We start from the raw sequence: 20,756 nt of genomic DNA, 5'->3' as shown, positions 1-20,756 counted from the left end.
AAGTGCGCCCCTACGAAAGAGCAAGCACGCACTGGAGTCATGCCATGAAGAACGCGCTTCCCACCGCTGAACAGATCGCCATTGACTGGAAGAACAACCCTCGCTGGAGCGGTATCCAGCGCCATTACAGCCCGGAAGACGTAGCGCGCCTGCGCGGCACGGTGCAGGTGGAGCATTCGCTGGCCCGTCGCGGCGCAGAGCGCCTGTGGAAGTCGCTGCACAAGGAAGACTTCGTCAATGCGCTGGGTGCGCTCACCGGCAACCAGGCCATGCAGCAGGTGAAGGCCGGCCTGCAGGCCATCTACCTGAGCGGCTGGCAGGTGGCGGCGGATGCCAACCTCGCTGGCGAGATGTATCCCGACCAGTCGCTGTATCCGGCCAATTCCGTGCCGCAGGTGGTCAAGCGCATCAACAACACGCTGCTGCGCGCGGACCAATTGCACCATGCGGAAGGGCAGAACGACATCGACTGGATGGTGCCCATCGTGGCCGACGCGGAGGCCGGCTTTGGCGGCGTGCTCAACGCGTTCGAGCTGATGAAGGCGATGATCGAGGCGGGGGCCGCCGGCGTACATTTCGAAGACCAGCTCGCCTCGGTGAAGAAGTGCGGCCATATGGGCGGCAAGGTGCTGGTGCCGACGCGCGAAGCCGTGGACAAGCTCAACGCCGCACGCCTCGCCGCTGACGTGCTCGGCGTGCCCACGCTGATCGTGGCCCGCACCGATGCGGATGCCGCGGATCTGCTCACCTCCGACATCGACGACAACGACAAGCCGTTTGTCACCGGCGAACGCACGGTGGAAGGCTTCTTCCGCGTGCGGCCCGGCCTGGACCAGGCCATCAGCCGTGGACTCGCCTATGCGCCGTACGCCGATCTCGTGTGGTGCGAGACCAGCAAGCCGAACCTGGAAGAAGCGCGCAAGTTCGCCGAGGCGATCCACGCGAAGTACCCGGGCAAGCTGCTGGCCTACAATTGCTCGCCGAGCTTCAACTGGAGGAAGAACCTGGACGACGCGACCATCGCGACGTTCCAGAAGGAACTGGGCGCCATGGGCTACAAATTCCAGTTCATCACCCTGGCCGGTTTCCATAGCCTTAACTACGGCATGTTCGATCTGGCTTATGGTTACGCCCGTCGCCAGATGAGCGCGTTCGTGGAACTGCAGGAGAAGGAGTTCGCCGCCGCCGAGCGTGGCTTCACCGCGGTGAAGCACCAGCGCGAAGTGGGCACGGGCTACTTCGACGCCGTGACTCAGGCCATCCAGCAAGGGCAGTCGTCCACCACCGCGCTCAAGGGTTCCACCGAAGAGGCGCAGTTCCACGCCTCGCGTCAGGCCAGCGCCGCCTGACCAGTGCCTGCCTCGCGTAAGCCGACACGGACGTCGACGCGTGCGTGGGGAGCGCGGCCCTGTCCAGCGCCCCCACGCATGCACGCAGGGAATGGGTGACTAAGGTGCGGCTTCCGGCGGCACCAGCGCAATCACCGTCCAGCCCGGACGCGGTTCCAGCTCGCGCTTCTCCGACGCCACGCGCAACGCGCCTTTCTCTTCCACGCCGAACAACAACACCGTTGGCGAACCGTATTGCTCGATGAAGTTCGGCCAGTCGAACGTGGCCGTCAGTCGCGTCGACTTGATGCGCCAGCCGTCGGCGAGTCGCTCCAGGAAGCGCTCGTGCGTCATGCCCGCCTCGAACAAGGCGGGTGCCGCGAGATCGCCACCGAGCTGCACGCGGCCGTCCGTTGCCTGCGCATCGTCATTGGTCAGTCGATAGACCTTGCCGCGCCCGAATTCCTGCCGGTAATACACACAGCTCAAGGCATTGCGCTCGCGGTTGTTCGACATCGCCAGCAGGCGGCCGACGCCCGTGAGATCGAGATGGCGCTCGGCGTACGACGACGCAGGAAAACCGAAGAAGGTCGGCAGGCCTTCCATGCGCGCCTGCCTGATGCCATCCCAGTGCTCGTCGGCCACCACGACGTGGAAACCTGCGTCCACCAAGGCGCGCGCCACCACGCGCGCTGCCTGATCCGAGCCGTAGATGAGCACGCCGTTGGGATCGGGTTCGGCCACGTTCAACCAGCGGGCCAGCGGGCGCGCCGTGGCACTCTGCACGACGACGGTGCCGATGATCAGGATGAAGACGAGCGGCACCAGTTGCCGGGCCCCTGGCATGCCGAGCGCTTCGAGCTTCAACGCGAACAGGGCGGAGACCGCCGCCGCCACGATGCCGCGCGGTGCGATCCATGCGATGAGCGCGCGCTCACGCCAGCTCAATGCGCTGCCGATGCTGGCGAGAACGGCCGTGACGGGACGCACGACCAGCTGGGCCACCAGAAAGATGACGATGCCCGACCACAGTACGCCGTCCGGCAACGGCCAGCTCAGTCGCGCCGCCAGCAGGATGAAGAGCGTCGACACCAGCAGGGTGGTGAGGTTCTCCTTGAAATCGAGGATATCGTCGATGTGCACGCCACGCATGTTGCCGAGCGCGATGCCCATGATCGTCACCGCGAGCAGGCCCGACTCATGCGTGATCGCGTTCGATACGGTGAACGCCAGCAGCACCGCGACCAGCGTGCCGTAGTTCCGCAGGTATTCCGGGATCATCTGGCGTCGCAGCAGGAAGGCGAGCGTCCACGCCGCCAGCAGGCCGACCAGCACGCCGCTGGCGACCACGGCAAGGAAGACGCCGATGGTATGGCCCTGGTGGCGGGACACGATGGCTTCGTACACCAGCACGGCAAACAGGGCACCCAGTGGATCGATGACGATGCCTTCCCAGCGCAGGGTATTGGCGATGCGCGCATTCGGCCGCACCGTGCGCAGCATCGGCGCAATCACGGTGGGGCCGGTGACGCAGGTCAGCGCACCGAACAGCAGCGCGACTTCCCAGCTCAGGCCCGCGAGATAGTGCGCGGCCACGCCAAGCAGGAAGACGGCGATCACGGCGCCATAGGTCACCAGTCCGCGCACGGCGCGACCGATCTCGCGCAGCTCGCTGAAGCGCAGGGTCAGGCTGCCTTCGAACAGGATCAGCGCCACGGCCAGCGACACCACCGGGAACAACAGCGGCCCCAGCAATCTGTCCGGCGCCAGCACGCCCACCACCGGCCCCATCAGGATGCCGGCAGGCAGGAGGAACAGGATGGCGGGCAGCCTCACCCGCCAGGCCAGCCATTGGGCGAGAAAACCGACGCCGAGAATGCACACCAGCAACAGTCCGAGATCCAGCGTCATGCACGGTCCTTCGAGCGATCGCAGCGGCAACTATCGGATCACGCACGCGAAGAGACCGTCCATCTCACGCAGGAGCAACGGTTTGAAGGGGTTGGGCGCGTCGGGAGGAAAGGGCCAAGCCCCGGTATCGGACGGGGGAGGGGAGGGGAGTACCGATACCGGGGTGGCAGGCATAGTTCAATGCAGAACTAGCGGGTACAGATAATACGCCTCGCCCAACCCAAGTCAATACCCGTCAGTTCAAAAATTGCCCGCAAGCGCCATTTGGCATGGTCTGCCGTCTCAGAAACGGCGATACATCAAGGCTTCGGCCAGATGGGAACGATCCAGCAGGGCGGCGCCGCCGTCGAGATCGGCAATGGTCCGGGCCACGCGCAGCGTGCGGTGATAGGCACGCGCCGAGTACCCCAGCCGCTCCAGCGCCCCTTCGAACCAATGCCGCTCGGCAGGCCCCAGCGCGCAGTCGCGCTCCAGTTCGCGGGTGCTGATCTCGGCGTTCGCCCGGCCGGCGCGCATCAGGCCGTGCTGGCGGGCCTTGATCACCCGGGACCGGACGGTGCCCGAGTCCTCGTCGTTCGGCCCGCGCGGCGTACCCAGCTCACCCAGCGGAACGCGCGGTACTTCGATGCAGAGGTCCAGGCGGTCCATCAGCGGCCCGGAAACCCGGCCGCGATAGCGCTGCACCTGATCGGGCGTGCACTGGCAACGCTGGCGCGGATCGCCCGCGTAGCCGCAGGGGCAGGGATTCATGGCCGCCACTAGCTGAAACTGGGCCGGAAACGTCGACTGGCGCGCCGCGCGCGAAATGACGATGTGCCCGGATTCCATCGGCTCGCGCAGCACATCCAGCACATGCCGGCCAAATTCAGGCAACTCATCCAGGAACAGCACGCCGTTGTGGGCCAGCGAGATCTCGCCCGGGCGCGGCACCGCGCCACCGCCCACCAGGGCCACGGCGGAACTCGTGTGGTGCGGTGCGCGGAAAGGCCGCCGACGCCAGAGCTTGGGATCGACCGTCTGGCCGGCGACAGAGAGGATGGCGCAGGTTTCCAGCGCCTCCGATTCGGTGAGCGGCGGCAGGATGCCCGGCAGTCGCTCGGCCAGCATGGTCTTGCCTGTACCCGGTGGGCCGAGCAGCAACAGATGGTGGCCACCGGCGGCAGCGATCTCCAGCGCGCGGCGCGCCTGCAACTGGCCGCGCACGTCGGCGAGGTCGGGGCCAATGGTTCCGTCGTAGATGGCGGAGGCTTCGCCGGGCGGCGCCAGGTCATGTGCACCGCGCAGCCAGCCGCAGACATCGGCCAGCGTGTCGGCGACCAGCACCTCAGCATCGGCGACCAGCGCCGCCTCGGCGGCATTGGCACGCGGAACCACCACGCGCCGGCCGCGCGCCCGCGCGCGCAACAGGGCCGGCAGCACACCCGAAACCCCGCGCAAGGCGCCGGACAGGGCAAGCTCGCCCAGGAATTCGCAATCGTCCAGCTTCTCTCGCGGCACCTGCCCGCCGGCAGCCAGGATGCCCAGCGCGATGGCAAGGTCGAAGCGCCCGCCATCCTTGGGCAGTTCGGCGGGGGCGAGGTTCACCGTGACCTTGCGGTTGGGATACTCGAACGCGGTGTTCTGGATCGCCACGCGAACGCGGTCGCGCGCTTCGCGCACGGCCGCTTCTGGAAGTCCCACGATATTGGTGCCGGGCAGGCCGCCAGACAGGTGGACTTCCACCATGACCTGCGGCGCCGCCACGCCCTCCTGGGCCCGGCTGAGAGTGACGGCAAGACTCATGACGCTCGTGGGAGACGGGCGCGGGAGTGGCTGCCAGGCTGAAACACGGAGCAACTCCCTCAAGCGACCTGCAGAGAAAAATAGCCGCCCCCGACCGTTCTCGGGGTGAGGGTGACAAATCGGGGGCGGCTCCCGGGACATGGGCCCGTGCCGCACCCGTCATTCGTCAGGTGCCGGCACCAGCCTCAAGATCTGCGATTCGCTTCTCCAGGGCCTCAACCTTGGCGCGGGTACGCGCCAGCAGTTGAGTCTGGACCTCAAACTCTTCGCGGGTGACTAGGTCAAGGCGGCGCAATCCCTGCGCCAGGACATCGCCGAAGTTGGTGCGCAAATCCTGTTGCGCCTGAGCCAATCCTGGCGGAACCAACGAAACAAGACGCTGGGCAAGTTGATCGATATCCTGCCTATCCATCATGGATAGCACCTCGAACTCGTCGGAAGGAAGTTTAGGTTCATAAGTTCAAATGCCACTATCGGCATGCTCCACTTCTGTGAGTAGGAATTTTCCTACAGAACATACCGGGGCGACAGTTGACCGCCCCGACAGGCAAAATGCCGTTCCCCGGCCCACCCGCTGAAGCGGGTGCCCCAACGACGAGAGGAAAACCCATGAAGCTGGTGGTTGCGATCATCAAGCCGTTCAAGCTGGACGATGTGCGCGAAGCCCTGGCCGAGGTGGGGGTGCAGGGCATCACGGTGACCGAGGTCAAGGGCTTTGGCCGGCAGAAAGGCCATACCGAACTCTATCGCGGCGCCGAGTACGTGGTCGACTTCCTGCCCAAGATCAAGCTGGAAGTGGCCGTGGCCGACGAGCAGGTGGACCGCGTGGTCGAGGCCATCCAGGCATCGGCCAAGACCGGCAAGATCGGCGACGGCAAGATCTTCGTCAGCCCGCTGGAGCAGGTCATCCGCATCCGCACCGGCGAGATGGACGCCGACGCGTTGTAAGCCCGTCAGCCCGCCAGCTGGCCCCGTTCGAAACGGCGGTGATGCACCAGCAGGCCGGCGAAGTAACAGACGTAGTAGCCGATCATCAGGCCGAAGATGGCCAGTGTCAGCGGGCTGTTGCCCATCGGCGGGGCCGCGTGCGCCATCGCCAGGCCCTGCAGCTGCGGCATGACGACCAGCAGACGCCAGGCCAGGCGCCCGATCAGCAAGGCAGTGACCAGGCCACCGATCCAGGCGTTGGGAATGTAGAGGTCGTTGCCCTGCGCATCGCGCTCGAAGTGCGTCAGGCGCAGGCCGACCGTACCCAGCGCAGCGCCCGCCAGCACGCCTCCCGCGAGGCCCTCGAGCAGCCGGACGTTGTGCAGCCCGCTCAGCCCCAGCAGGCCGGCGACGACACAGAAGACGACGATGCGGAAGATCATCCGCTGGCGGCGGATCGGCTGCCGCCCGAAGCTGCCGCGCACACGGCGCCAGACGACGAAGGCCATCAGCGGGATCATCAGCGCAGAAATCATGTTCGGGGTCATCGCGACGGCCTCGGCGTGGCATGCGAGGCAGCTTAGCGAGGCCATGCGGCCGGTACGACTGACGGGCCGCCGCCATCGCGGGTGACAGGCGTCACCCGCGGCGGGGAAGGCCTTACTTCGCCTTGCCCTGGTTGGCCACGGCGGCCATCTTCGCGGCGATGGCGTCGGCGTCGCCCAGGTAGTAATGGCGGATCGGCTTGAGGTCCTTGTCGAACTCGTACACCAGCGGCACGCCGTTGGGAATGTTGAGCTCGGTGATCTCCTCGTCGGAGATGTTGTCCAGGTACTTCACCAGCGCGCGCAGCGAATTGCCGTGCGCTGCCACCACCACGCGCTGGCCGGAGGCGATCGCCGGCGCCAGCACGTCGTGCCAGTAGGGCAGTACGCGGTCGACGGTGTCCTTCAGGCACTCGGTGTCCGGGATCATCGACGGGTCGAGGTTGGCGTAGCGCGGGTCGTTCACCGACTCGTTGCTGGCGCGGTCGAGCGGCGGCGGCGGGATGTCGTAGCTGCGACGCCACACCTTGACCTGGTCCTCGCCGTACTTGGCTGCCGTCTCAGCCTTGTTGAGGCCGGTGAGGCCGCCGTAGTGGCGCTCGTTGAGGCGCCAGTCGGTAACCACGGGCAACCACATCTGGTCCACGCCATCGAGCACGCCCCACAGGGTACGCACGGCGCGCTTGAGCACGGAGGTGTGCGCCACGTCGAAAGCATAGCCCTCGGCCTTCAGCAGGCGGCCCGCTTCGGCGGCTTCGGCCCTGCCCTGTTCGGTGAGATCCACGTCGGCCCAGCCGCTGAAGCGGTTGTCGAGGTTCCACTGGGACTGGCCGTGACGGATGAGTACGAGCTTGTACATGGCGGGAATTCGCGGCGGGAAACCCGTGATGGTGAGGCTCCGCCCGGGCCCCGTCAAATCGCCGCGCCCCCTGTCGAAGGTCATGCTAAACCCGGGCTCGCGCAGGTGCATCCTAGATCCGTTACCCACTTACACGGAGTTCGCCATGCGTCGTCATCTGCTTGCCATCGCCCTCGCCCTGACCCTGCCCGTCCTGGCCCAGGCCGCCGACGGCGACATCGACAAGGTCAACGGCACCGTGCGCGTGGATGCCGGGCAACATGCCGGCAATGTGAGCACGGTCAACGGTGCCGTCCGCGTGGGCGACAACGCAGTGATACAGAAGGCCAGCACCGTCAACGGCGCGGTGGACCTGGGCGATCACGTGCAGGCGGCAGCGGTCGACACGGTCAACGGCGGCGTCACCATCGGCTCCAACGCCCGCGTCGCCGGCACCGTGAGCACCACCAATGGCGGCGTGCGCCTGGGCAAGGCCACCGATGTGGCCGGCAAGGTCGGCACCGTCAACGGCAGCATCAACCTCGACGCGGCTCACGTCGGCGGCGGTCTGCAGACTGCCAATGGCGACATCACGGTGGGCGCCAACTCGCGCGTCGAGGGCGGCATCCTGGTCGAGAAGCCGGGCGGCTGGTTCAACTTCAACAGCAACAACCGCCCGCCGCACGTGGTGATCGGCCCGCATGCCGTGGTGCAGGGCACGCTGGATTTCCGCCGCGACGTGGTGCTGCAGGTGAGCGACAGCGCGCAGATCGGCCCGGTGAAGGGCGCGACGCCGGTGAAGTTCAGCGGCGAGCAGCCCACGGAGTAATGGGCAGCTCTTAGGGCCTGTTCTACATCTCGCGGAACACCGATTTTCCTCACCGTCATTCCCGCGAAAGCGGGAATCCAGTGTCTTTTCGCAGCCCATAAAGTCGCTGGATGACCAGCCCTTCGGCTGTTGAAAGAGCGCCTCCCGCTTTCGCGGGGATGACGAGCAAGAAGATGTCGCTTTTTTGAAACGCCCGAAAGACTTTGAACAGGCTCTTAGAGCGACGTGCTCGGTTTACACCCAATCGCGCGGCTTGAGGTAATCCGCCAGCCGCGCTTCCGGTGATTCCGGTTCCGGCTGGAAGTTGTATTCGAAGCGCACGCGCGGCGGCAGGCTCATCAGGATCGATTCCGTGCGGCCGCCCGACTGCAGGCCGAACAGCGTGCCGCGGTCGTACACCAGGTTGAATTCCACGTAGCGGCCACGGCGGTAGAGCTGGAATTCGCGCTCGCGTTCGCCATAGGCCTCGCCCTTGCGCCGCTCGACGATGGGCAGGTAGGCATCGAGAAAACCCTGCCCCACGTCGCGGGTGAAAGCGAAGCAGCGTTCGAAGCCACCTTCGTTCAGATCGTCGTAGAACAAGCCGCCGACACCGCGCGTTTCACCGCGATGCTTGAGGTAGAAATAGTCGTCGCACCACTTCTTGTAGCGCGCATAGACGTCATCGCCATAGGGCGCGCACACATCGCGCGCCACGGTGTGCCAATGCACCACGTCTTCCTCGCGCGGGTAGAACGGCGTGAGGTCGAAACCGCCGCCGAACCACCACACCGGGTCCACGCCTTCCTTGCTCGCCTCGAAGTAGCGCACGTTGGCGTGCGTGGTGGGCACGTGCGGGTTGCGCGGATGCAGCACCAGCGACACGCCGGTGGCCACGAAGCCGCCACCGGCCAAGTCGGGACGATGCGCGGTAGCGCTGGGCGGCAACTGGCTGCCGTACACGCGCGAGAAGTTCACGCCCGCCTGCTCGAAGATCGCACCATCGCGCAGCACGCGCGTGCGGCCGCCGCCACCAGCGGGGCGCGTCCACGCGTCTTCCTCGAAACGCGCCTTGCCATCGACCTGTTCGATCGCCGAGCAGATGCGATCCTGCAGTTCACGCAGGAACAGTTCGGCTTGATCGGCTTGCTGGCTCATGGGGCGGTCCGTCGTGGTTCGAGTACCGCAAGCTTAGCAAGCACGGTGCGGGGAACCGCTGTGGCGGCGCGTCGCGTACAGCCAGCTCAACGGACGCGTGCGGTGATCCGCCGATGGCCGATGAAGGTTGCCCAGCGCAGCCCGATATCGATCCACATGAGATAACCCGATTCGGCCAGCAAGCGGATGACATAGCGACGATTGAGCACCAATGCGGGCTCCGCCGCGATGGGCACGCTCTGGAAACCCAGCCGGCGCGCGAGCAGTTGGCAACGCGCAAGGTGATAGCGACTGGTCACCAGCGCCACCGGCGGCAACACGCGCGTCACGGGGCCGTCTTCCTGCAGCAGGCTGCGTGCGTGGCGCAGGTTTTCCAGCGAGTCGACCGAGGCCTGCTCCAGCTGCACCACCACACCGGCGGGCAGCTCGTGCTGCGCCAGCCATGCACGCCCGGCTTCGGCTTCGCTGATGAGGCTTCCCTCGCTGCGCCCGCCCAACAGCAGCACGCGCTCGGTGGCGCGCGAACGCATCAAGGCCAGCACGCGCCACAAGCGCTGCTGGTAATCCTTCTCCGGGGCATCCCGGACCAGCCGCCGCCCGAACACCAGGGTAGTCATGGGCTGCGCGGGCGCCAGCGGGCTGCGGGCCGCCATCCGGCATACATGAACGAGGTAGCCGATCCAGACCAGGCCAAGACTCAGCAGGAAAACCAGCAGGGTGACCACGGCCGCATGCAGCACGTCACGATCGCTGAGATAGCGCCAGGGGCCACGTTTGAGCGGTGCAGTCAGGGGTGGCACAGGCGGGGCAGGGCAGGCGGTGGCCGGTAGCGCAGTGTGCTCAGCCCCTAGGCCGCGCGCAATCGGCGGCGCGGGGCGCCCTGGCAAAGATGAACGGGGAAGCCTGCCCGGGGGGTCCAGACTAGGAAATAGCCGAGGTGCTCGCTAGGCTCGCGCGATGTCCGTACCGATCCACCCCCTTGCCGTCAGTTCCTACACGGCCACCTCCGCGCTTGGCCTTGGTCTCGAAAGCCACCTCGCCGCCCTGTCCACCGGGCGCGGCGGGCTGCGCGAAAACGACTTCAGCAGCGCCCCGCTGGCATGCTGGATAGGCCGTGTCGATGGCGTCGAAGACGCCGCGCTGCCCGCTGCCCACGCGATGTGGGAATGCCGCAACAACCGGCTCGCCTGGCTGGGACTGCACCAGGACCAGTTCATCGACCGTGCGCTGGACGCGCGCCAGCGCTATGGCGCCGCCCGCGTGGCACTGGTGCTGGGTACGTCCACAGCCAGCATCGGCGCCACCGAGGAAGGCTATCGCCGCCTCGATGAGGCCGGCCAGATGCCGGCGGAACTGCGTCGGCCACCCATCCACGCTCCTCATTCGCTGGCCGGTTTCGTGGCTGAGGCGCTGGGGCTGGAAGGCCCCTGCCTTACCGTGTCCACGGCCTGTTCCTCCAGCGCCAAGGTGTTCGCGACGGCCGAGCGGTTGATCCGCCTTGGCTTGGCGGATGCCGCCGTGGTCGGCGGCGTGGACACGCTGTGCGACAGCGTGCTGTTCGGCTTCAACGCGCTGGAACTGGTATCGCCCGAGCCATGCCGCCCGTTCGACCAGGCCCGCCATGGCATCTCCATCGGCGAAGCCGCCGGCTTCGCGCTGCTCGAGCGCATCGTGGCCGCACCGGATGCCCCGCGCCTGCTTGGCTACGGCGAATCCAGCGATGCGCACCACATGTCGACGCCCCACCCGGAAGGCCTCGGCGCCGAACTGGCGCTGCGCGATGCGCTGGCGCGCGGCGGCCTGCGCGCGGAGCAGATCGATTACATCAACCTGCATGGCACGGCGAGCATGAAGAACGACGAGGTGGAAGCCGCCCTGGTGGCGCGCGCCTTCCCGTCCACCACGCGGGCCAGCTCCACCAAGGGCTACACCGGGCACACGCTGGGCGCCGCCGGCATTCTCGAAGCCACCTTCGCGTTGCTGGCCATTCGCCACGGCCTGGTGCCCGGCAACTTCGGCTGCACCCATCCTGACGAGGCTTGCGGACCGCAGCTGGCCCTGGTCAGCGAGCGGCGCGAGGTCAACGTGGCGCTCAGCAATTCGTTTGGATTTGGTGGCAACAACGCCTGCCTTGCCTTCGGGAGGGCACCCGCATGAGTACGCTGCAAGTCCATGTGGAAGGCATTGGCCTGTGGTCGCCCGCGCTGGGCGATTTCGCCGCCCTGCGGGCGCAGCTTCGGGGCGAGCCGGCGGACGCACCGGCGGCCCGCCCTGCCGCCGCGATGCTGCCGGCGAATGAGCGGCGCCGTGCACCCGAGAGCGTGCTGCTCGCCGTGGAAGTGGCGGGACAGGCAGTGGCAATGAGCGGGCTGGCCGCCAGCGAGCTGCCCTGCGTCTTCAGCTCCGCCTATGGCGACCAGTCCATTTCCGACTATATGTGCGCCACGCTGGCGGCCGCTCCGACAGAATTGTCTCCGACGCGCTTCCACAATTCCGTGCACAACGCGCCGGCCGGCTACTGGACCATCGCCACGGGCTGCCACGCGACTTCCAGCGCCATCACCGCCGGCCCCGCCAGCCTGGGCGCCGGCCTGCTGGAGGCGGCTTCGCTCTGCGTCGCCGAGCAGCGCCCGGTGTTGCTGGTGTGCAGCGACATCGCGGGCCACGGCCCGCTGGGCGAGATGACCGGCACGCGCAGCCCGTTCGGCCTGGCGCTGGTGCTCGCCCCCACGGTCAGCCCGCGCACCCTGGCCCACCTCGACCTGGGCCTGATCCCCCATGCGGAGGGGCAGCTCCGCCCCACGCCGGTCACAGGCGCGTGGTACGAAACCAACCCGATTGCCACATCGGCATGGCCGCTGATGCAAAATCTCGTTCTGGGCGAAGGTGACTGCACCCTAGCCGCCGCCGAAACCCTGGCTTTGAGGGTTGTCTTGGAGACACCTGTTTGAATACGTCCGATGCCCGCTGGTGCGTGCTGATTCCCTGCCTCAATGAAGAGGCGGCGATCGGCAGGATCATCCAGTCCGTCCTTTCGCTTGGCGTACCTGTCATCGTGGTCGATGACGGCTCGGACGACCGCACGCCGGACATCGTGCGGGAGCTTCCTGTCACGCTGCTGCGCCATCCGCAGCGCAGTGGCAAGGGCGAGGCGCTGCGCACCGGTTTCCGCGAAGCGCTGCGGCAGGGCTACGACGCGGTGCTCACCATGGATGGCGACGGCCAGCACCTGGCCAGCGACATTCCGCGCATCGCCGCCGCGGCACAGCGCTACCCGAACCACATCGTCATCGGCGCGCGCCTGCTCGAGCGCGAACAGCAGCCCAAGGCGCGCCGCCGTGCCAACGCCGTCGCCGACTGGGGCATCTCGTGGGCCTGCGCACAACCCGTGGCAGACACGCAGAGCGGACAGCGCTGGTATCCGCGCGCCGCGCTCGACCTGGTGGATCTGCCGGCGGAGAACTTTGTGTTCGAGGCCGCCATCCTCATCGCCGCCTCGCGCGAGAAAGGGCTGGGCGTGGTGTCGGTGCCGATCGCTTCGCGCTACGAGGGCGAGTTCCGCATCAGCCATTTCAGCCCGATCCGCGACGTCACGCGCATCACCACCTACACCGTGGGACAGGTGTTTCGCTATGGCGACATCATGGCGAGCTATCGCCGGTCCCGCGCCTCGCAGCCGATCGTGTTCGATACGGCGGTGACCTGAGCCCGTCGACTCAGGCCATGCCGCCGTTGACGCCGATCACCTGGCCGTTGATGTAACCGGCGGCCTCGGAACACAGAAAAGCCACCAGCGCGGCCACCTCTTCCGGTCGGCCCGCACGTTGCGCGGGCACGAGCTCGCGGATGCGTTCGGGCGGGAAATCCTCGCCGATCATGCGGCCTTCGATCACGCCTGGTGCCACCACGTTGGCGGTGATCCCGCGCGATGCCATCTCGCGCGCGAGCGAGCGGGTAGCGCCGTGCAAGGCCGATTTCGCCGCTGCATAGTTGACCTGCCCGCGATTGCCGAGCTGCGCCGCCACCGAGCTTACCGACACGATGCGCCCGAAACGCGCACGTGCCATCGGCAGCAGCAAGGGCTGCGTGACGTGGAAGAAACCGTGCAGCGATACGTCGATCACGCGATGCCAGGCCTCCTCCGACATGCCCGCCATGGGGCTGTCCTCGTGCACGCCAGCGTTGTTGACCACGACGTGGATCGGGCCGTCGGCCAGCAGGCCGTCCAGCGCATGCCGCGTGGCGGCTGCGTCCGTCACATCGAAGGCCACTGCCTGCGCGCTGCCGCCTACGTCGCGGATGGCCGAGGCCACGTCGTCCGCGCGCGCAAGCCCGGCATTCGCATGTACCACCACGTGGTAGCCGCCCGCCGCCAGCGCGCGTGAAATCGCGCCGCCCAGATCGCCGCTGCCACCGGTCACCAGGGCGCGACGGGAAGAATGGAGCTGTGACATGGCGACCTCGCTATCAGGGGGAAGGGTGGATGACGGCGGCGCGGCCACTCACCAGCATCCGGCCATTCTGTTCCACGCGGAAGCTGTACTGCGCACCGGACACGTCTGCGTAGAGACGCTCCGCATGGACGTCCAGACGTCCCTGGGAAGGATCGACATATTCGACGTCCAGCGAGACATCGCGCAGGCTGACCAGGCGTCCGGGCCGCACATCGGTTGCGCCGTGCTCGCGAGCCAGCAGCGCGCCGTGCACCGCCATCGCCTGTGCGCCGTATTCGGCCAGATGCACCGCATGCAATCCGTCGCTCCCGCGAAGCGGATGCTCCGCCAGCGCATGGGTTTCGGACAGGGCATGAATGGTGGATTCATTCCACGCCACCACGGCGTCGAGCAGGCTCATGGCGCCCTGGTGGGGAATGAGGTGGGCCCAGTCAGTCTTGGCGAGCATGAGGAGCCATCAGGATCGAAAGACAGAAGTGGAAGGCGACGCCCAGGCTAACCGTAAGGCCAATGGCGCGCAGCACAGGAATGGTGCTCCAGGCCAGCATGCCGAACACCAGCAGCGCCGACAACACGCAGACCAGCGTGGCGTGCAGCGTGCGCCGTTGCTCGGCGGCATCACCGGTGTCGCGCTCGAAGAACAACGCGTAGTGCAGGCCCAGGCCCGCCGCCAGGATCAGCGCCACCAGGTGGAACAACGACACTTCCACGCCGGATAGGCGCTCCACCGCCAGCACCAGGAAGGTCGCCAGCGTCATCGGCGCCAGCACATGCCAGGCGCGGCGCACGCTGCGCAGGGCGATCACGATCGCCACCACCAGCAGGCCCGTAGCGCCCAGCAGGGCATGCAGGATGCGCGTGCGGTAATCGACCACCAGCGACTCGGCGGCCGCCTTGAGGTCGAGCAGCCGCACGGCGCCAGCGCTGTCACGCGCGAGCGCCTGCAACGCCCCGATGTCATGCACGCCGCTGAGCGTGCCCAGCCCCAGCCAGTGACCGTCCCGCGCCATCAGCATCCCGGACAGGCGCTGCCCCAGTGGCGATGAGGCGAAATGCGCCGGCGTCAGCAGAGGCAGTTCGCGTGCCTTCTGCACGTCGTCGACAAACGGCTGGAACAGCCCGGGCTGGAACGGCATGCCTTGTTCCGCCTCGCCCAGCGCGGCCTCCAGCGCGTCGCGCACTGGCAGGGCCTGCTGGCGCGCGCGCTGCACGGCTTCGCTGGACAGGTAGCGCGAAGGCAGCTCCACCGCGTCGACCGCGTGGCGTGCGACGAGCGCATCCGCCGCGGGCTCCAGCTTTTCGGACAGCCTCAACACCGCCTGCTCATCCGGCGCCTGCAGCACCAGCAGGTAGCGCACGTCCGGCGCGCCGAGCGCTTCACGCAGGCGGGCGTCGCGCATCAGCAGGTCGCGCGGCAACGGGGTCAGCGCGGACAGGTCGTTCTGCCAGAACGGCCCCTGCGCAAACACCAGCATCACCACGGTGGCCACGGCCACCAGCAGCGGTACCCAGCGGGGGCGCGGCAGGCCGTCCACGAGCCGTCGCGCACGAATCAACCAACCCATGCCGGCGACGTCGTGCACGCGCGTGGGCAAGAGGTGCGGCAGCAGGTAGCGGGTGCTGAAGCCGGCCACCAGCAGGCCGGTCACGGTGAACACCGCCAGCTGCTTGAGGCCGTTCACGCCCGAAGCGAAGAAGGCGAGGTAAGCGATGCATGCCGACGCGATGGCGGTGAGCAGCAGCGGCCACAGGTCGCGCACGCTCTGCACGGCGCTTTCGTCGGCGCGCCGATGGCTGAGCACGCGGATCGGGTACTCCTGCGCCACGCCCAGCAGCGTGAAGCCGAAGGCGAGCGTGATGCCGTGGACCTGCGGGAACAGCACGATGAGCGCCGCGATGCCGGCCAGCGCCGCGCTGGCGATCGGCAACGCAGAGAACAGCAGCGAACCGATGCTCCGGTAGGCCAGCAGAAGCAACACGATGAAGCCCACCGTGGAAATGCGACCTATCCACTCCGCCTGCCCGCGCGTCTGCGCACTCGCCACGACACTGAAGTAGCCTGGCCCACTCACCACCAGCGACGCGCCGGCATGATCGGGGAGGCCATCAAAAGCGCGATGGATCCCGTCGATCGCCGACGCCTGCGCGTCCGGATCGAAACCCGGAGCTTTTGTCAGCACCAGCAAGAGGGCTTCGTGCTGCGGCGAGAACCACACGCCTTGCACGACCTCGGGCGACCTGGGCGGCGACCAGCGCTCGGCCAGCTTGAGCACCTCCAGCGTAGGGTCGCGCGGCAACAGACCCTTCAGCAGGCTGGCTGCCGGTGATGACAGGTCATCCAGCCGCTGTTCGAGCTGGTCGCGCAGATGGGCCGCATCCAGCGGCTCGTGATCCAGCGTGGGCGAGAGCAGGTACCGATACGGCAACAACGCATCATCCAGCGCGCCGATGTCGAAACTGCCGTTCAGCACCTGCGTGTAACGCGCGTCCTTGTGCAAGGCGCCGGACAGCTGCTGGCTCAACGTGGCGAGCTGCTCGTCGGGCTTGCCCGCGATGGCCACCAGCAGCAGGCGGGAGCCGGGGCCTTCACCCACCTGCTCCATCAACAGGCGCTGGTCCGGCGTGGTCGGCGCAGGCATGAAGCTACGCAGGTCCGTGCTCACCACGAGGTGTGTCACCACGAACAGGCCGAGCGCGGCCAGCGTTGCCAGCCACCCCACCAGCAATGTCACGCGACCGCCGCGACGCACGATCAGTCGCCCTGGCAGATCGTGGCGAGCGCGTCGCGGGTGGGCGTGGCCGGCATCTTCGCGGCATACGCGCCAAGCAGGTCGATGGCGACGTCGCCGTCGGCCTCCTGCATGCGCATGCAGTGCGGTTCGTTGCCGCTGCCGTCGATGTCGATGCGGCTGACCGTCTGCGCGAGTTTCGCGTCACGCGGCGTCAGCGTCAGCGTCCAGTGATCGGCGCCATCGGCGCTGTGCTGCACCACGAAGGCCTGGTCCAGCCGCGCCGCATCGCCGCCAAGCAGGGCGACGAAACTGTCGAGCAGCAGCTGCAACTGCGGCGCGCGCTTGAGCGAGAAGCTGCGCGGCGAACGACCCTCGCGCTGCTGGCTCACTTCGCCGTTGGCAATGGTCGAGACTTCGCGATGGGGATGCTCGACGGTGCGCTCCAGGCGGTCCTCGCCCAGCCAGGCCAGCTGCCCCGACACCACCAGCGGCTGGTCCAGCATCTTCATGAAGCGTGCTTCGGCAAACGGCGTGCGCGCGGGAGCGGGCCGCCCCAGCGACGCGATCAGCGCCCGGGTCGTGGCGGCGTCTTCAGGCGCCGACGCGTTCGCGCTCAGCGACAGCATCAGGCTGCTTAGCAGTAGCACTGCCCATGTCTTGCTGCCAGAAGTCATAGAAGTTGAACCAGTTGTAGGGGGCGACGTGGATGTAATGTTCCACGCGGGCGGCGAAGCGGGTCATCACGGCGTCCAGCGCCTGCGCGCGATCCTGTCGTGGAATGTCGATGCGTTCGGCAAACGGCTCGAAGACCAGACGATACCGGTTACCGCCTTCATACAGGCCGAAGCACAGCATCACCGGCACGCGCAGGGTATGCGCGAGCAACCAGGGGCCTACCGGGAACGGCGCCGGCTCGCCGAGCAACGGCACGCGCCGCAGCACTTCCTGTTCGCGCCCGCGATCGGCCAGCAAGGCCACCATGGCGCCCTGCTCGCAGGCCTCCGCCATCGCCAGCGTGATGGAAGCGCCGCCAAGGGACGCATCGATGACGTTGGCGCCGATGTCTGGCGCAAGCGCTTCCAGCAGTTCGGTCATGGCCGGCGTTTTCTGCTTGTCCAGCACGACGCGCAGCGGGATGTCGGGACGGCGCGAGCTGATCGCGCGCAAGGCTTCGAAACTGCCCTGGTGCGTGCCGAGCAGCAACAGGCCACGCCCCTGCGCCAGGCAGGCCTCGAGTTCGTCCAGGCCCTCCACGCTGACATTGAAGTCTTTCTCGCCGTGCGCGAGCAGGAAGATGCGATCGAGGATCGTCGCGGCGAAGCCATGGATGTGCTTCATCACATGCCAGGGCATGACCGGCTTGCCGAGCGCGCGCTGCAGGAAACGACGCGACGCCCGTCGCTCGGGGCCGCGCCGCAGGTAGAAGTAGAACGTGATCGGATACAGCACCAGTCGTCCCAGTGGACGACCGCCGTGCAGCGCGATCGTGCGGATCAGCCACAGCGCGAATCGACCGCCGCCTTCCGGACGGCTCTGCCAGTGCTCGGTCATGGCGCTCCCTCGACCGAGCCGCGCGCGAGCAGGGTATCGTCGCGACGTATGTCGAAGCGCACGCGACCGTTGGCTTCGGTCAATGCGATGGTCGCATCCTGCCCCGGCAGCAGCGGCGCTACGAACTTGGCTTCCAGCACGCGCGCCAGCCGCTCGCCGCGCCACTCTCGCAGGGCCAGTGCCACCTGTTCCAGCAGCATCACGCCCGGTACCAGCGGCGAACCCGGAAAATGTCCCGGCAGGCTGGGATGGTCAACGGCCACGCGAAACACGCGCTGGAAGGACACAGGGCTCATGGCGAGGCCGGATCCTCGCCGCGCACCAGCTTCGGCCAGCGCGCAGCCACGCCAACCACCAGTTCATGCAGGCGCGGATGGCGGATGTGTCGCAGATGCAGGCGGCGGAACACATGCTCCAGCAGGAAGGCGCTGACGATCAGTACATAGCCGCCCAGGTGCACATACGACTGCGCGATCCCCGCTGGCACGGGCCAGGGCGACGCCACGCCCAGCGAGCCGAGCAGGCCGCCGGGTTCGGCGCACAGCAACAGCACGGCGAGCACCAGCGCCTGCGTCGCGGTCAGCAGCGTCCAGAACCAGGTGAGATGCCGCGCGTAGGACGCCACGCCCGGCACGTCGAGGCGCTCCGGACCTTCCAGTGCTTCGATGATGCGCGCGATCAGCGGCGTGCTGCCACCGCGCAGACTGCGTCCGAACAGGCACGCCAGCAGGATGTTGATGGCGATGGGCACGCATTCCAGCAACAGCCCGACCATGTCCTGCCACCACAGCCACCCCATCGCCGCCAGCGTGCCCAGCCACACGAGCCAGGGCAGCACGCGGCGCGTGGCGAGCGCGGGCGCCATCAGCACCGTGAGCAGCAACGTGCACGCCGCCAGCGAGAAGCCCTGGCGATGGGTGAGCACGCCCGCCATCGCCAGCACCGGATAGCCGAACATCAGCGGCCACCAGCGCCGCGACGTCGAATTCCGTGGTGATGCGATGGGTGAAGACATGAATGGCTCAACCTGCCGGGCAACGAAGCGGCGACGATGCAAGTCTGCCGCGCATGCAGCCCATCATGCCGGACGAGGGTTAAACGGCGCGGTGCTGTTCGACGTGTTCGGACAGGGTGCGCAGGCTGGTGAAGATCTTGCGATTCTCGGGGTTGTCCGAACGCAGCTGGAACCCGTAGCGCTTGGACACCGCCAGCGCGATTTCCAGCGCGTCGATGGAATCCAGGCCCAGATCGCCGCCGAAAAGCGGGGCATCCGGGTCAATCTGGTCGGCCGTGACGGTTTCCAGATTGAGGCTGTCCACGATCAACGTGGCCAGTTCGTGTTGTGCGCTGCTCTGCTCGGCCATGCCGTTCCGTACCCGAAATTCTTGCGCCTCTCCCCCAGAGGTGCAGGCCTGCCAGTGTAACATAGCGAGTCAGCTTCTCCGGTTGGATGTCCATGGTTCAGGGTTGTGAAAACGTCAGGCCCGCACTGCGCCGGGCCCCGCGGGTGTCCTACCGATGGGTCGATCCCGGAATGGCTTTGCAGGAGCCTGGCGTGCTGGCCGTGTTCGGCTTCGGCACGGGCGTCGCACACGGCGCCGACCCGCGCTGGCTCAGCGTGGATCTGGAAAGCTTCGATGCGCCCACGCCGCTGGAAGTCTGGCAGGTCGATGGCCCCGTGACGCACGGCCGCGTCGGCGAGGTGCAGTGGTCCTGCGGCGACGGCTGGCTGTTTGCCGCCATCACGCTCGACGAGGCGCTCCATGGCGGCCCGCGCGACACGGCGGCCATCGCCTATGCCCAGCTGTGCGACTTCGTCGCCGCCCGCCGCGAGCATCACGTGCAGCGCATCTGGAACTACCTGGGCGACATCAACCAGGGCGACGGTGACGGCGAGCGTTACAAGCAGTTCTGCGAAGGTCGCGCCGAGGGCATGGGCAGCTTTTTCGCCGACGGCTTTCCGGCCGCCACGGCCATTGGCCACCGCGCGGCGGCCATGCGCCTGCAGGTGTACCTGCTGGCCTGCGACGAGCCCGGCGAGCGAGTGGAGAATCCTCGCCAGGTCAGCGCCTGGCAGTACCCCCGGCAATACGGCCGCACGGCGCCCACCTTCGCCCGTGCCATGACCCTGCCCGGCCAGGACGTGCTGGCGATCTCGGGCACCGCCGCCGTCGTGGGCCACGCCTCGGCGCACGAAGACGACCTGCTCGCGCAGCTCGACGAAACCCTGGTGAATCTCGAAACCCTGCTGGCCAGCGCGGGCATGCCGGCCGGTTTCGACACGCAGTCGCCGTTGAAGGCGTACGTGCGCCACCCGACCGATGCGCCGCTGGTGCACGACTTCCTGCAGCACCGGCTGCCTGGCGTGCCGGTGCTGGCGGTACACGGCGATATCTGCCGGCGCGAATTGCTGGTGGAGATCGACGGCTGGCGCTACGCCTGAGCCACGCTCAGCCTGGCCAGCCGTCGGGTGAATGGCCCTGCCGCAAGCTGGAAACCAGGAAGTCCGCCGTCGCGGACCGGACGGCCCGCAGAGTCGCGTACATCTCCGCCAACGCCAGCGTGCCCTTCTGGGCATCGCTGGGCGCCGCGATGGCCACAGTGCTTTGCATCGCGGCACGCACGAAGAATCCGTGGGAGCGGTAGCGGAACAGCAGCGCGTCATCGTCCGGGCGTGATGGCCAGCTCATGACGGGATGGGACTGCCCCCTATCGGCCGCGC

The 20,756-nt window shown here is 67.5% G+C and carries 23 protein-coding genes; 7 read left to right on the top strand and 16 right to left on the bottom strand.

Annotated elements, in window-relative coordinates; all coding sequences use genetic code 11:
* The first annotated feature begins 44 nt into the window (after positions 1 to 44).
* Positions 45 to 1,349 carry an isocitrate lyase gene (gene aceA, locus HY57_RS04135; RefSeq protein WP_019465513.1) on the top strand — a complete coding sequence of 435 codons (1,305 nt, stop codon included), beginning with the start codon at positions 45 to 47 and terminating at the stop codon, positions 1,347 to 1,349.
* 99 nt (positions 1,350 to 1,448) lie between these two features.
* Here the strand turns inward: aceA and HY57_RS04130 are convergent, their stop codons facing one another.
* The 3 genes from HY57_RS04130 to HY57_RS04120 all read right to left on the bottom strand — a co-directional run bounded on the left by HY57_RS04130 (position 1,449) and on the right by HY57_RS04120 (position 5,436).
* Entirely contained in the window at positions 1,449 to 3,239 is a 1,791-nt protein-coding gene (locus HY57_RS04130; RefSeq protein ID WP_019465514.1) for a cation:proton antiporter, read from the bottom strand.
* Positions 3,240 to 3,521: 282 nt separating this feature from the next.
* On the bottom strand, positions 3,522 to 5,021 hold the full coding sequence (locus HY57_RS04125) for a YifB family Mg chelatase-like AAA ATPase (RefSeq protein ID WP_026033968.1): 1,500 nt from the start codon (positions 5,019 to 5,021) through the stop codon (positions 3,522 to 3,524).
* Positions 5,022 to 5,187: 166 nt separating this feature from the next.
* Complete coding sequence (locus HY57_RS04120) at positions 5,188 to 5,436, bottom strand: accessory factor UbiK family protein (protein ID WP_019465516.1); 249 nt, start codon at positions 5,434 to 5,436, stop codon at positions 5,188 to 5,190.
* Positions 5,437 to 5,630: 194 nt separating this feature from the next.
* Here HY57_RS04120 and glnK point away from each other — a divergent pair, with 194 nt between their 5' ends.
* Entirely contained in the window at positions 5,631 to 5,969 is a 339-nt protein-coding gene (gene glnK, locus HY57_RS04115) for a P-II family nitrogen regulator (RefSeq protein WP_019465517.1), read from the top strand.
* Between the two features lie 5 nt (positions 5,970 to 5,974).
* Here the strand turns inward: glnK and HY57_RS04110 are convergent, their stop codons facing one another.
* Both HY57_RS04110 and gpmA read right to left on the bottom strand, forming a co-directional pair.
* Positions 5,975 to 6,484 (bottom strand): hypothetical protein, encoded by a 510-nt coding sequence (locus HY57_RS04110; RefSeq protein WP_019465518.1) that lies wholly within the window; start codon positions 6,482 to 6,484, stop codon positions 5,975 to 5,977.
* Positions 6,485 to 6,608: 124 nt separating this feature from the next.
* Positions 6,609 to 7,352, bottom strand: coding sequence for a 2,3-diphosphoglycerate-dependent phosphoglycerate mutase (gpmA, locus tag HY57_RS04105; RefSeq protein ID WP_019465519.1), 744 nt, complete (start codon positions 7,350 to 7,352; stop codon positions 6,609 to 6,611).
* Positions 7,353 to 7,497: 145 nt separating this feature from the next.
* Here gpmA and HY57_RS04100 point away from each other — a divergent pair, with 145 nt between their 5' ends.
* Positions 7,498 to 8,160: a hypothetical protein gene (locus HY57_RS04100; RefSeq protein WP_019465520.1), complete on the top strand. Its 663-nt coding sequence runs from the start codon at positions 7,498 to 7,500 to the stop codon at positions 8,158 to 8,160.
* A 234-nt stretch (positions 8,161 to 8,394) separates the two neighbouring features.
* On the opposite strand, the gene hemF is transcribed toward HY57_RS04100, so the two are convergent.
* A complete protein-coding gene (gene hemF, locus HY57_RS04095) occupies positions 8,395 to 9,297 on the bottom strand; it encodes an oxygen-dependent coproporphyrinogen oxidase (protein ID WP_019465521.1) in 903 nt (300 codons plus the stop codon).
* Between the two features lie 86 nt (positions 9,298 to 9,383).
* Positions 9,384 to 10,097, bottom strand: coding sequence for a YdcF family protein (locus HY57_RS04090; RefSeq protein WP_235186611.1), 714 nt, complete (start codon positions 10,095 to 10,097; stop codon positions 9,384 to 9,386).
* Between the two features lie 157 nt (positions 10,098 to 10,254).
* Between HY57_RS04090 and HY57_RS04085 the strand changes: the two genes are divergently transcribed.
* From HY57_RS04085 to HY57_RS04075, 3 genes are read left to right on the top strand one after another with little or no spacing between them, the layout of a single operon-like run.
* Positions 10,255 to 11,454, top strand: a complete 1,200-nt coding sequence (locus HY57_RS04085) for a beta-ketoacyl-[acyl-carrier-protein] synthase family protein (protein ID WP_019465523.1) — start codon at positions 10,255 to 10,257, stop codon at positions 11,452 to 11,454.
* On the top strand, positions 11,451 to 12,248 hold the full coding sequence (locus tag HY57_RS04080) for a beta-ketoacyl synthase chain length factor (protein ID WP_019465524.1): 798 nt from the start codon (positions 11,451 to 11,453) through the stop codon (positions 12,246 to 12,248). The genes HY57_RS04085 and HY57_RS04080 overlap by 4 nt, the downstream gene beginning before the upstream one ends.
* Positions 12,245 to 13,003, top strand: a complete 759-nt coding sequence (locus tag HY57_RS04075) for a glycosyltransferase family 2 protein (RefSeq protein ID WP_019465525.1) — start codon at positions 12,245 to 12,247, stop codon at positions 13,001 to 13,003. The genes HY57_RS04080 and HY57_RS04075 overlap by 4 nt, the downstream gene beginning before the upstream one ends.
* A gap of 10 nt (positions 13,004 to 13,013) precedes the next feature.
* On the opposite strand, the gene fabG is transcribed toward HY57_RS04075, so the two are convergent.
* The 8 genes from fabG to HY57_RS04035 all read right to left on the bottom strand — a co-directional run bounded on the left by fabG (position 13,014) and on the right by HY57_RS04035 (position 19,398).
* Positions 13,014 to 13,751 (bottom strand): 3-oxoacyl-ACP reductase FabG, encoded by a 738-nt coding sequence (gene fabG / locus HY57_RS04070; protein ID WP_019465526.1) that lies wholly within the window; start codon positions 13,749 to 13,751, stop codon positions 13,014 to 13,016.
* 13 nt (positions 13,752 to 13,764) lie between these two features.
* Positions 13,765 to 14,199 carry a hypothetical protein gene (locus HY57_RS04065; protein WP_019465527.1) on the bottom strand — a complete coding sequence of 145 codons (435 nt, stop codon included), beginning with the start codon at positions 14,197 to 14,199 and terminating at the stop codon, positions 13,765 to 13,767.
* Positions 14,183 to 16,501, bottom strand: a complete 2,319-nt coding sequence (locus tag HY57_RS04060; RefSeq protein WP_019465528.1) for an MMPL family transporter — start codon at positions 16,499 to 16,501, stop codon at positions 14,183 to 14,185. The genes HY57_RS04065 and HY57_RS04060 overlap by 17 nt, the downstream gene beginning before the upstream one ends.
* A 2-nt stretch (positions 16,502 to 16,503) precedes the next feature.
* Positions 16,504 to 17,130, bottom strand: a complete 627-nt coding sequence (locus HY57_RS04055; RefSeq protein ID WP_026033971.1) for a LolA-related protein — start codon at positions 17,128 to 17,130, stop codon at positions 16,504 to 16,506.
* Entirely contained in the window at positions 17,075 to 18,034 is a 960-nt protein-coding gene (locus HY57_RS04050) for a hypothetical protein (protein ID WP_019465530.1), read from the bottom strand. The genes HY57_RS04055 and HY57_RS04050 overlap by 56 nt, the downstream gene beginning before the upstream one ends.
* On the bottom strand, positions 18,031 to 18,330 hold the full coding sequence (locus HY57_RS04045; protein ID WP_019465531.1) for a hypothetical protein: 300 nt from the start codon (positions 18,328 to 18,330) through the stop codon (positions 18,031 to 18,033). Before HY57_RS04045 ends, HY57_RS04050 begins: the two co-directional genes overlap by 4 nt.
* Complete coding sequence (locus HY57_RS04040) at positions 18,327 to 19,049, bottom strand: hypothetical protein (protein ID WP_026033972.1); 723 nt, start codon at positions 19,047 to 19,049, stop codon at positions 18,327 to 18,329. The genes HY57_RS04045 and HY57_RS04040 overlap by 4 nt, the downstream gene beginning before the upstream one ends.
* Before the next feature lie 79 nt (positions 19,050 to 19,128).
* On the bottom strand, positions 19,129 to 19,398 hold the full coding sequence (locus HY57_RS04035) for a phosphopantetheine-binding protein (RefSeq protein ID WP_019465533.1): 270 nt from the start codon (positions 19,396 to 19,398) through the stop codon (positions 19,129 to 19,131).
* A 92-nt stretch (positions 19,399 to 19,490) separates the two neighbouring features.
* Here HY57_RS04035 and HY57_RS04030 point away from each other — a divergent pair, with 92 nt between their 5' ends.
* The gene (locus HY57_RS04030) at positions 19,491 to 20,477 is read left to right on the top strand and encodes a pteridine-dependent deoxygenase (protein ID WP_026033973.1); all 987 of its coding nucleotides are present in this window, start codon (positions 19,491 to 19,493) and stop codon (positions 20,475 to 20,477) included.
* Between the two features lie 7 nt (positions 20,478 to 20,484).
* Here the strand turns inward: HY57_RS04030 and HY57_RS04025 are convergent, their stop codons facing one another.
* A complete protein-coding gene (locus tag HY57_RS04025) occupies positions 20,485 to 20,724 on the bottom strand; it encodes a hypothetical protein (protein ID WP_144240765.1) in 240 nt (79 codons plus the stop codon).
* Positions 20,725 to 20,756 lie beyond the last annotated feature (32 nt).

Origin of the sequence: Dyella japonica A8, assembly GCF_000725385.1 — a bacterium.
GTDB classification, from domain to species: domain Bacteria; phylum Pseudomonadota; class Gammaproteobacteria; order Xanthomonadales; family Rhodanobacteraceae; genus Dyella; species Dyella japonica_C.
Note: the sequence above shows the minus strand (reverse complement) of the source record. Positions and strands in the feature narration are given on the sequence as shown.

What these genes read in the sequence shown, in the direction of transcription:
- HY57_RS04080 (WP_019465524.1), top strand. Translation starts at nt 11,451, where the DNA reads ATGAGTACGCTGCAAGTCCATGTGGAAGGCATTGGCCTGTGGTCGCCC.
- HY57_RS04125 (WP_026033968.1), bottom strand. Translation starts at nt 5,021, where the DNA reads ATGAGTCTTGCCGTCACTCTCAGCCGGGCCCAGGAGGGCGTGGCGGCG.
- fabG (WP_019465526.1), bottom strand. Translation starts at nt 13,751, where the DNA reads ATGTCACAGCTCCATTCTTCCCGTCGCGCCCTGGTGACCGGTGGCAGC.
- HY57_RS04050 (WP_019465530.1), bottom strand. Translation starts at nt 18,034, where the DNA reads ATGACCGAGCACTGGCAGAGCCGTCCGGAAGGCGGCGGTCGATTCGCG.
- HY57_RS04085 (WP_019465523.1), top strand. Translation starts at nt 10,255, where the DNA reads ATGTCCGTACCGATCCACCCCCTTGCCGTCAGTTCCTACACGGCCACC.
- HY57_RS04120 (WP_019465516.1), bottom strand. Translation starts at nt 5,436, where the DNA reads ATGATGGATAGGCAGGATATCGATCAACTTGCCCAGCGTCTTGTTTCG.
- HY57_RS04040 (WP_026033972.1), bottom strand. Translation starts at nt 19,049, where the DNA reads ATGTCTTCACCCATCGCATCACCACGGAATTCGACGTCGCGGCGCTGG.
- hemF (WP_019465521.1), bottom strand. Translation starts at nt 9,297, where the DNA reads ATGAGCCAGCAAGCCGATCAAGCCGAACTGTTCCTGCGTGAACTGCAG.
- HY57_RS04030 (WP_026033973.1), top strand. Translation starts at nt 19,491, where the DNA reads ATGGTTCAGGGTTGTGAAAACGTCAGGCCCGCACTGCGCCGGGCCCCG.
- HY57_RS04035 (WP_019465533.1), bottom strand. Translation starts at nt 19,398, where the DNA reads ATGGCCGAGCAGAGCAGCGCACAACACGAACTGGCCACGTTGATCGTG.
- HY57_RS04065 (WP_019465527.1), bottom strand. Translation starts at nt 14,199, where the DNA reads ATGCTCGCCAAGACTGACTGGGCCCACCTCATTCCCCACCAGGGCGCC.
- aceA (WP_019465513.1), top strand. Translation starts at nt 45, where the DNA reads ATGAAGAACGCGCTTCCCACCGCTGAACAGATCGCCATTGACTGGAAG.
- glnK (WP_019465517.1), top strand. Translation starts at nt 5,631, where the DNA reads ATGAAGCTGGTGGTTGCGATCATCAAGCCGTTCAAGCTGGACGATGTG.
- gpmA (WP_019465519.1), bottom strand. Translation starts at nt 7,352, where the DNA reads ATGTACAAGCTCGTACTCATCCGTCACGGCCAGTCCCAGTGGAACCTC.
- HY57_RS04100 (WP_019465520.1), top strand. Translation starts at nt 7,498, where the DNA reads ATGCGTCGTCATCTGCTTGCCATCGCCCTCGCCCTGACCCTGCCCGTC.
- HY57_RS04130 (WP_019465514.1), bottom strand. Translation starts at nt 3,239, where the DNA reads ATGACGCTGGATCTCGGACTGTTGCTGGTGTGCATTCTCGGCGTCGGT.
- HY57_RS04025 (WP_144240765.1), bottom strand. Translation starts at nt 20,724, where the DNA reads ATGAGCTGGCCATCACGCCCGGACGATGACGCGCTGCTGTTCCGCTAC.
- HY57_RS04110 (WP_019465518.1), bottom strand. Translation starts at nt 6,484, where the DNA reads ATGATTTCTGCGCTGATGATCCCGCTGATGGCCTTCGTCGTCTGGCGC.
- HY57_RS04045 (WP_019465531.1), bottom strand. Translation starts at nt 18,330, where the DNA reads ATGAGCCCTGTGTCCTTCCAGCGCGTGTTTCGCGTGGCCGTTGACCAT.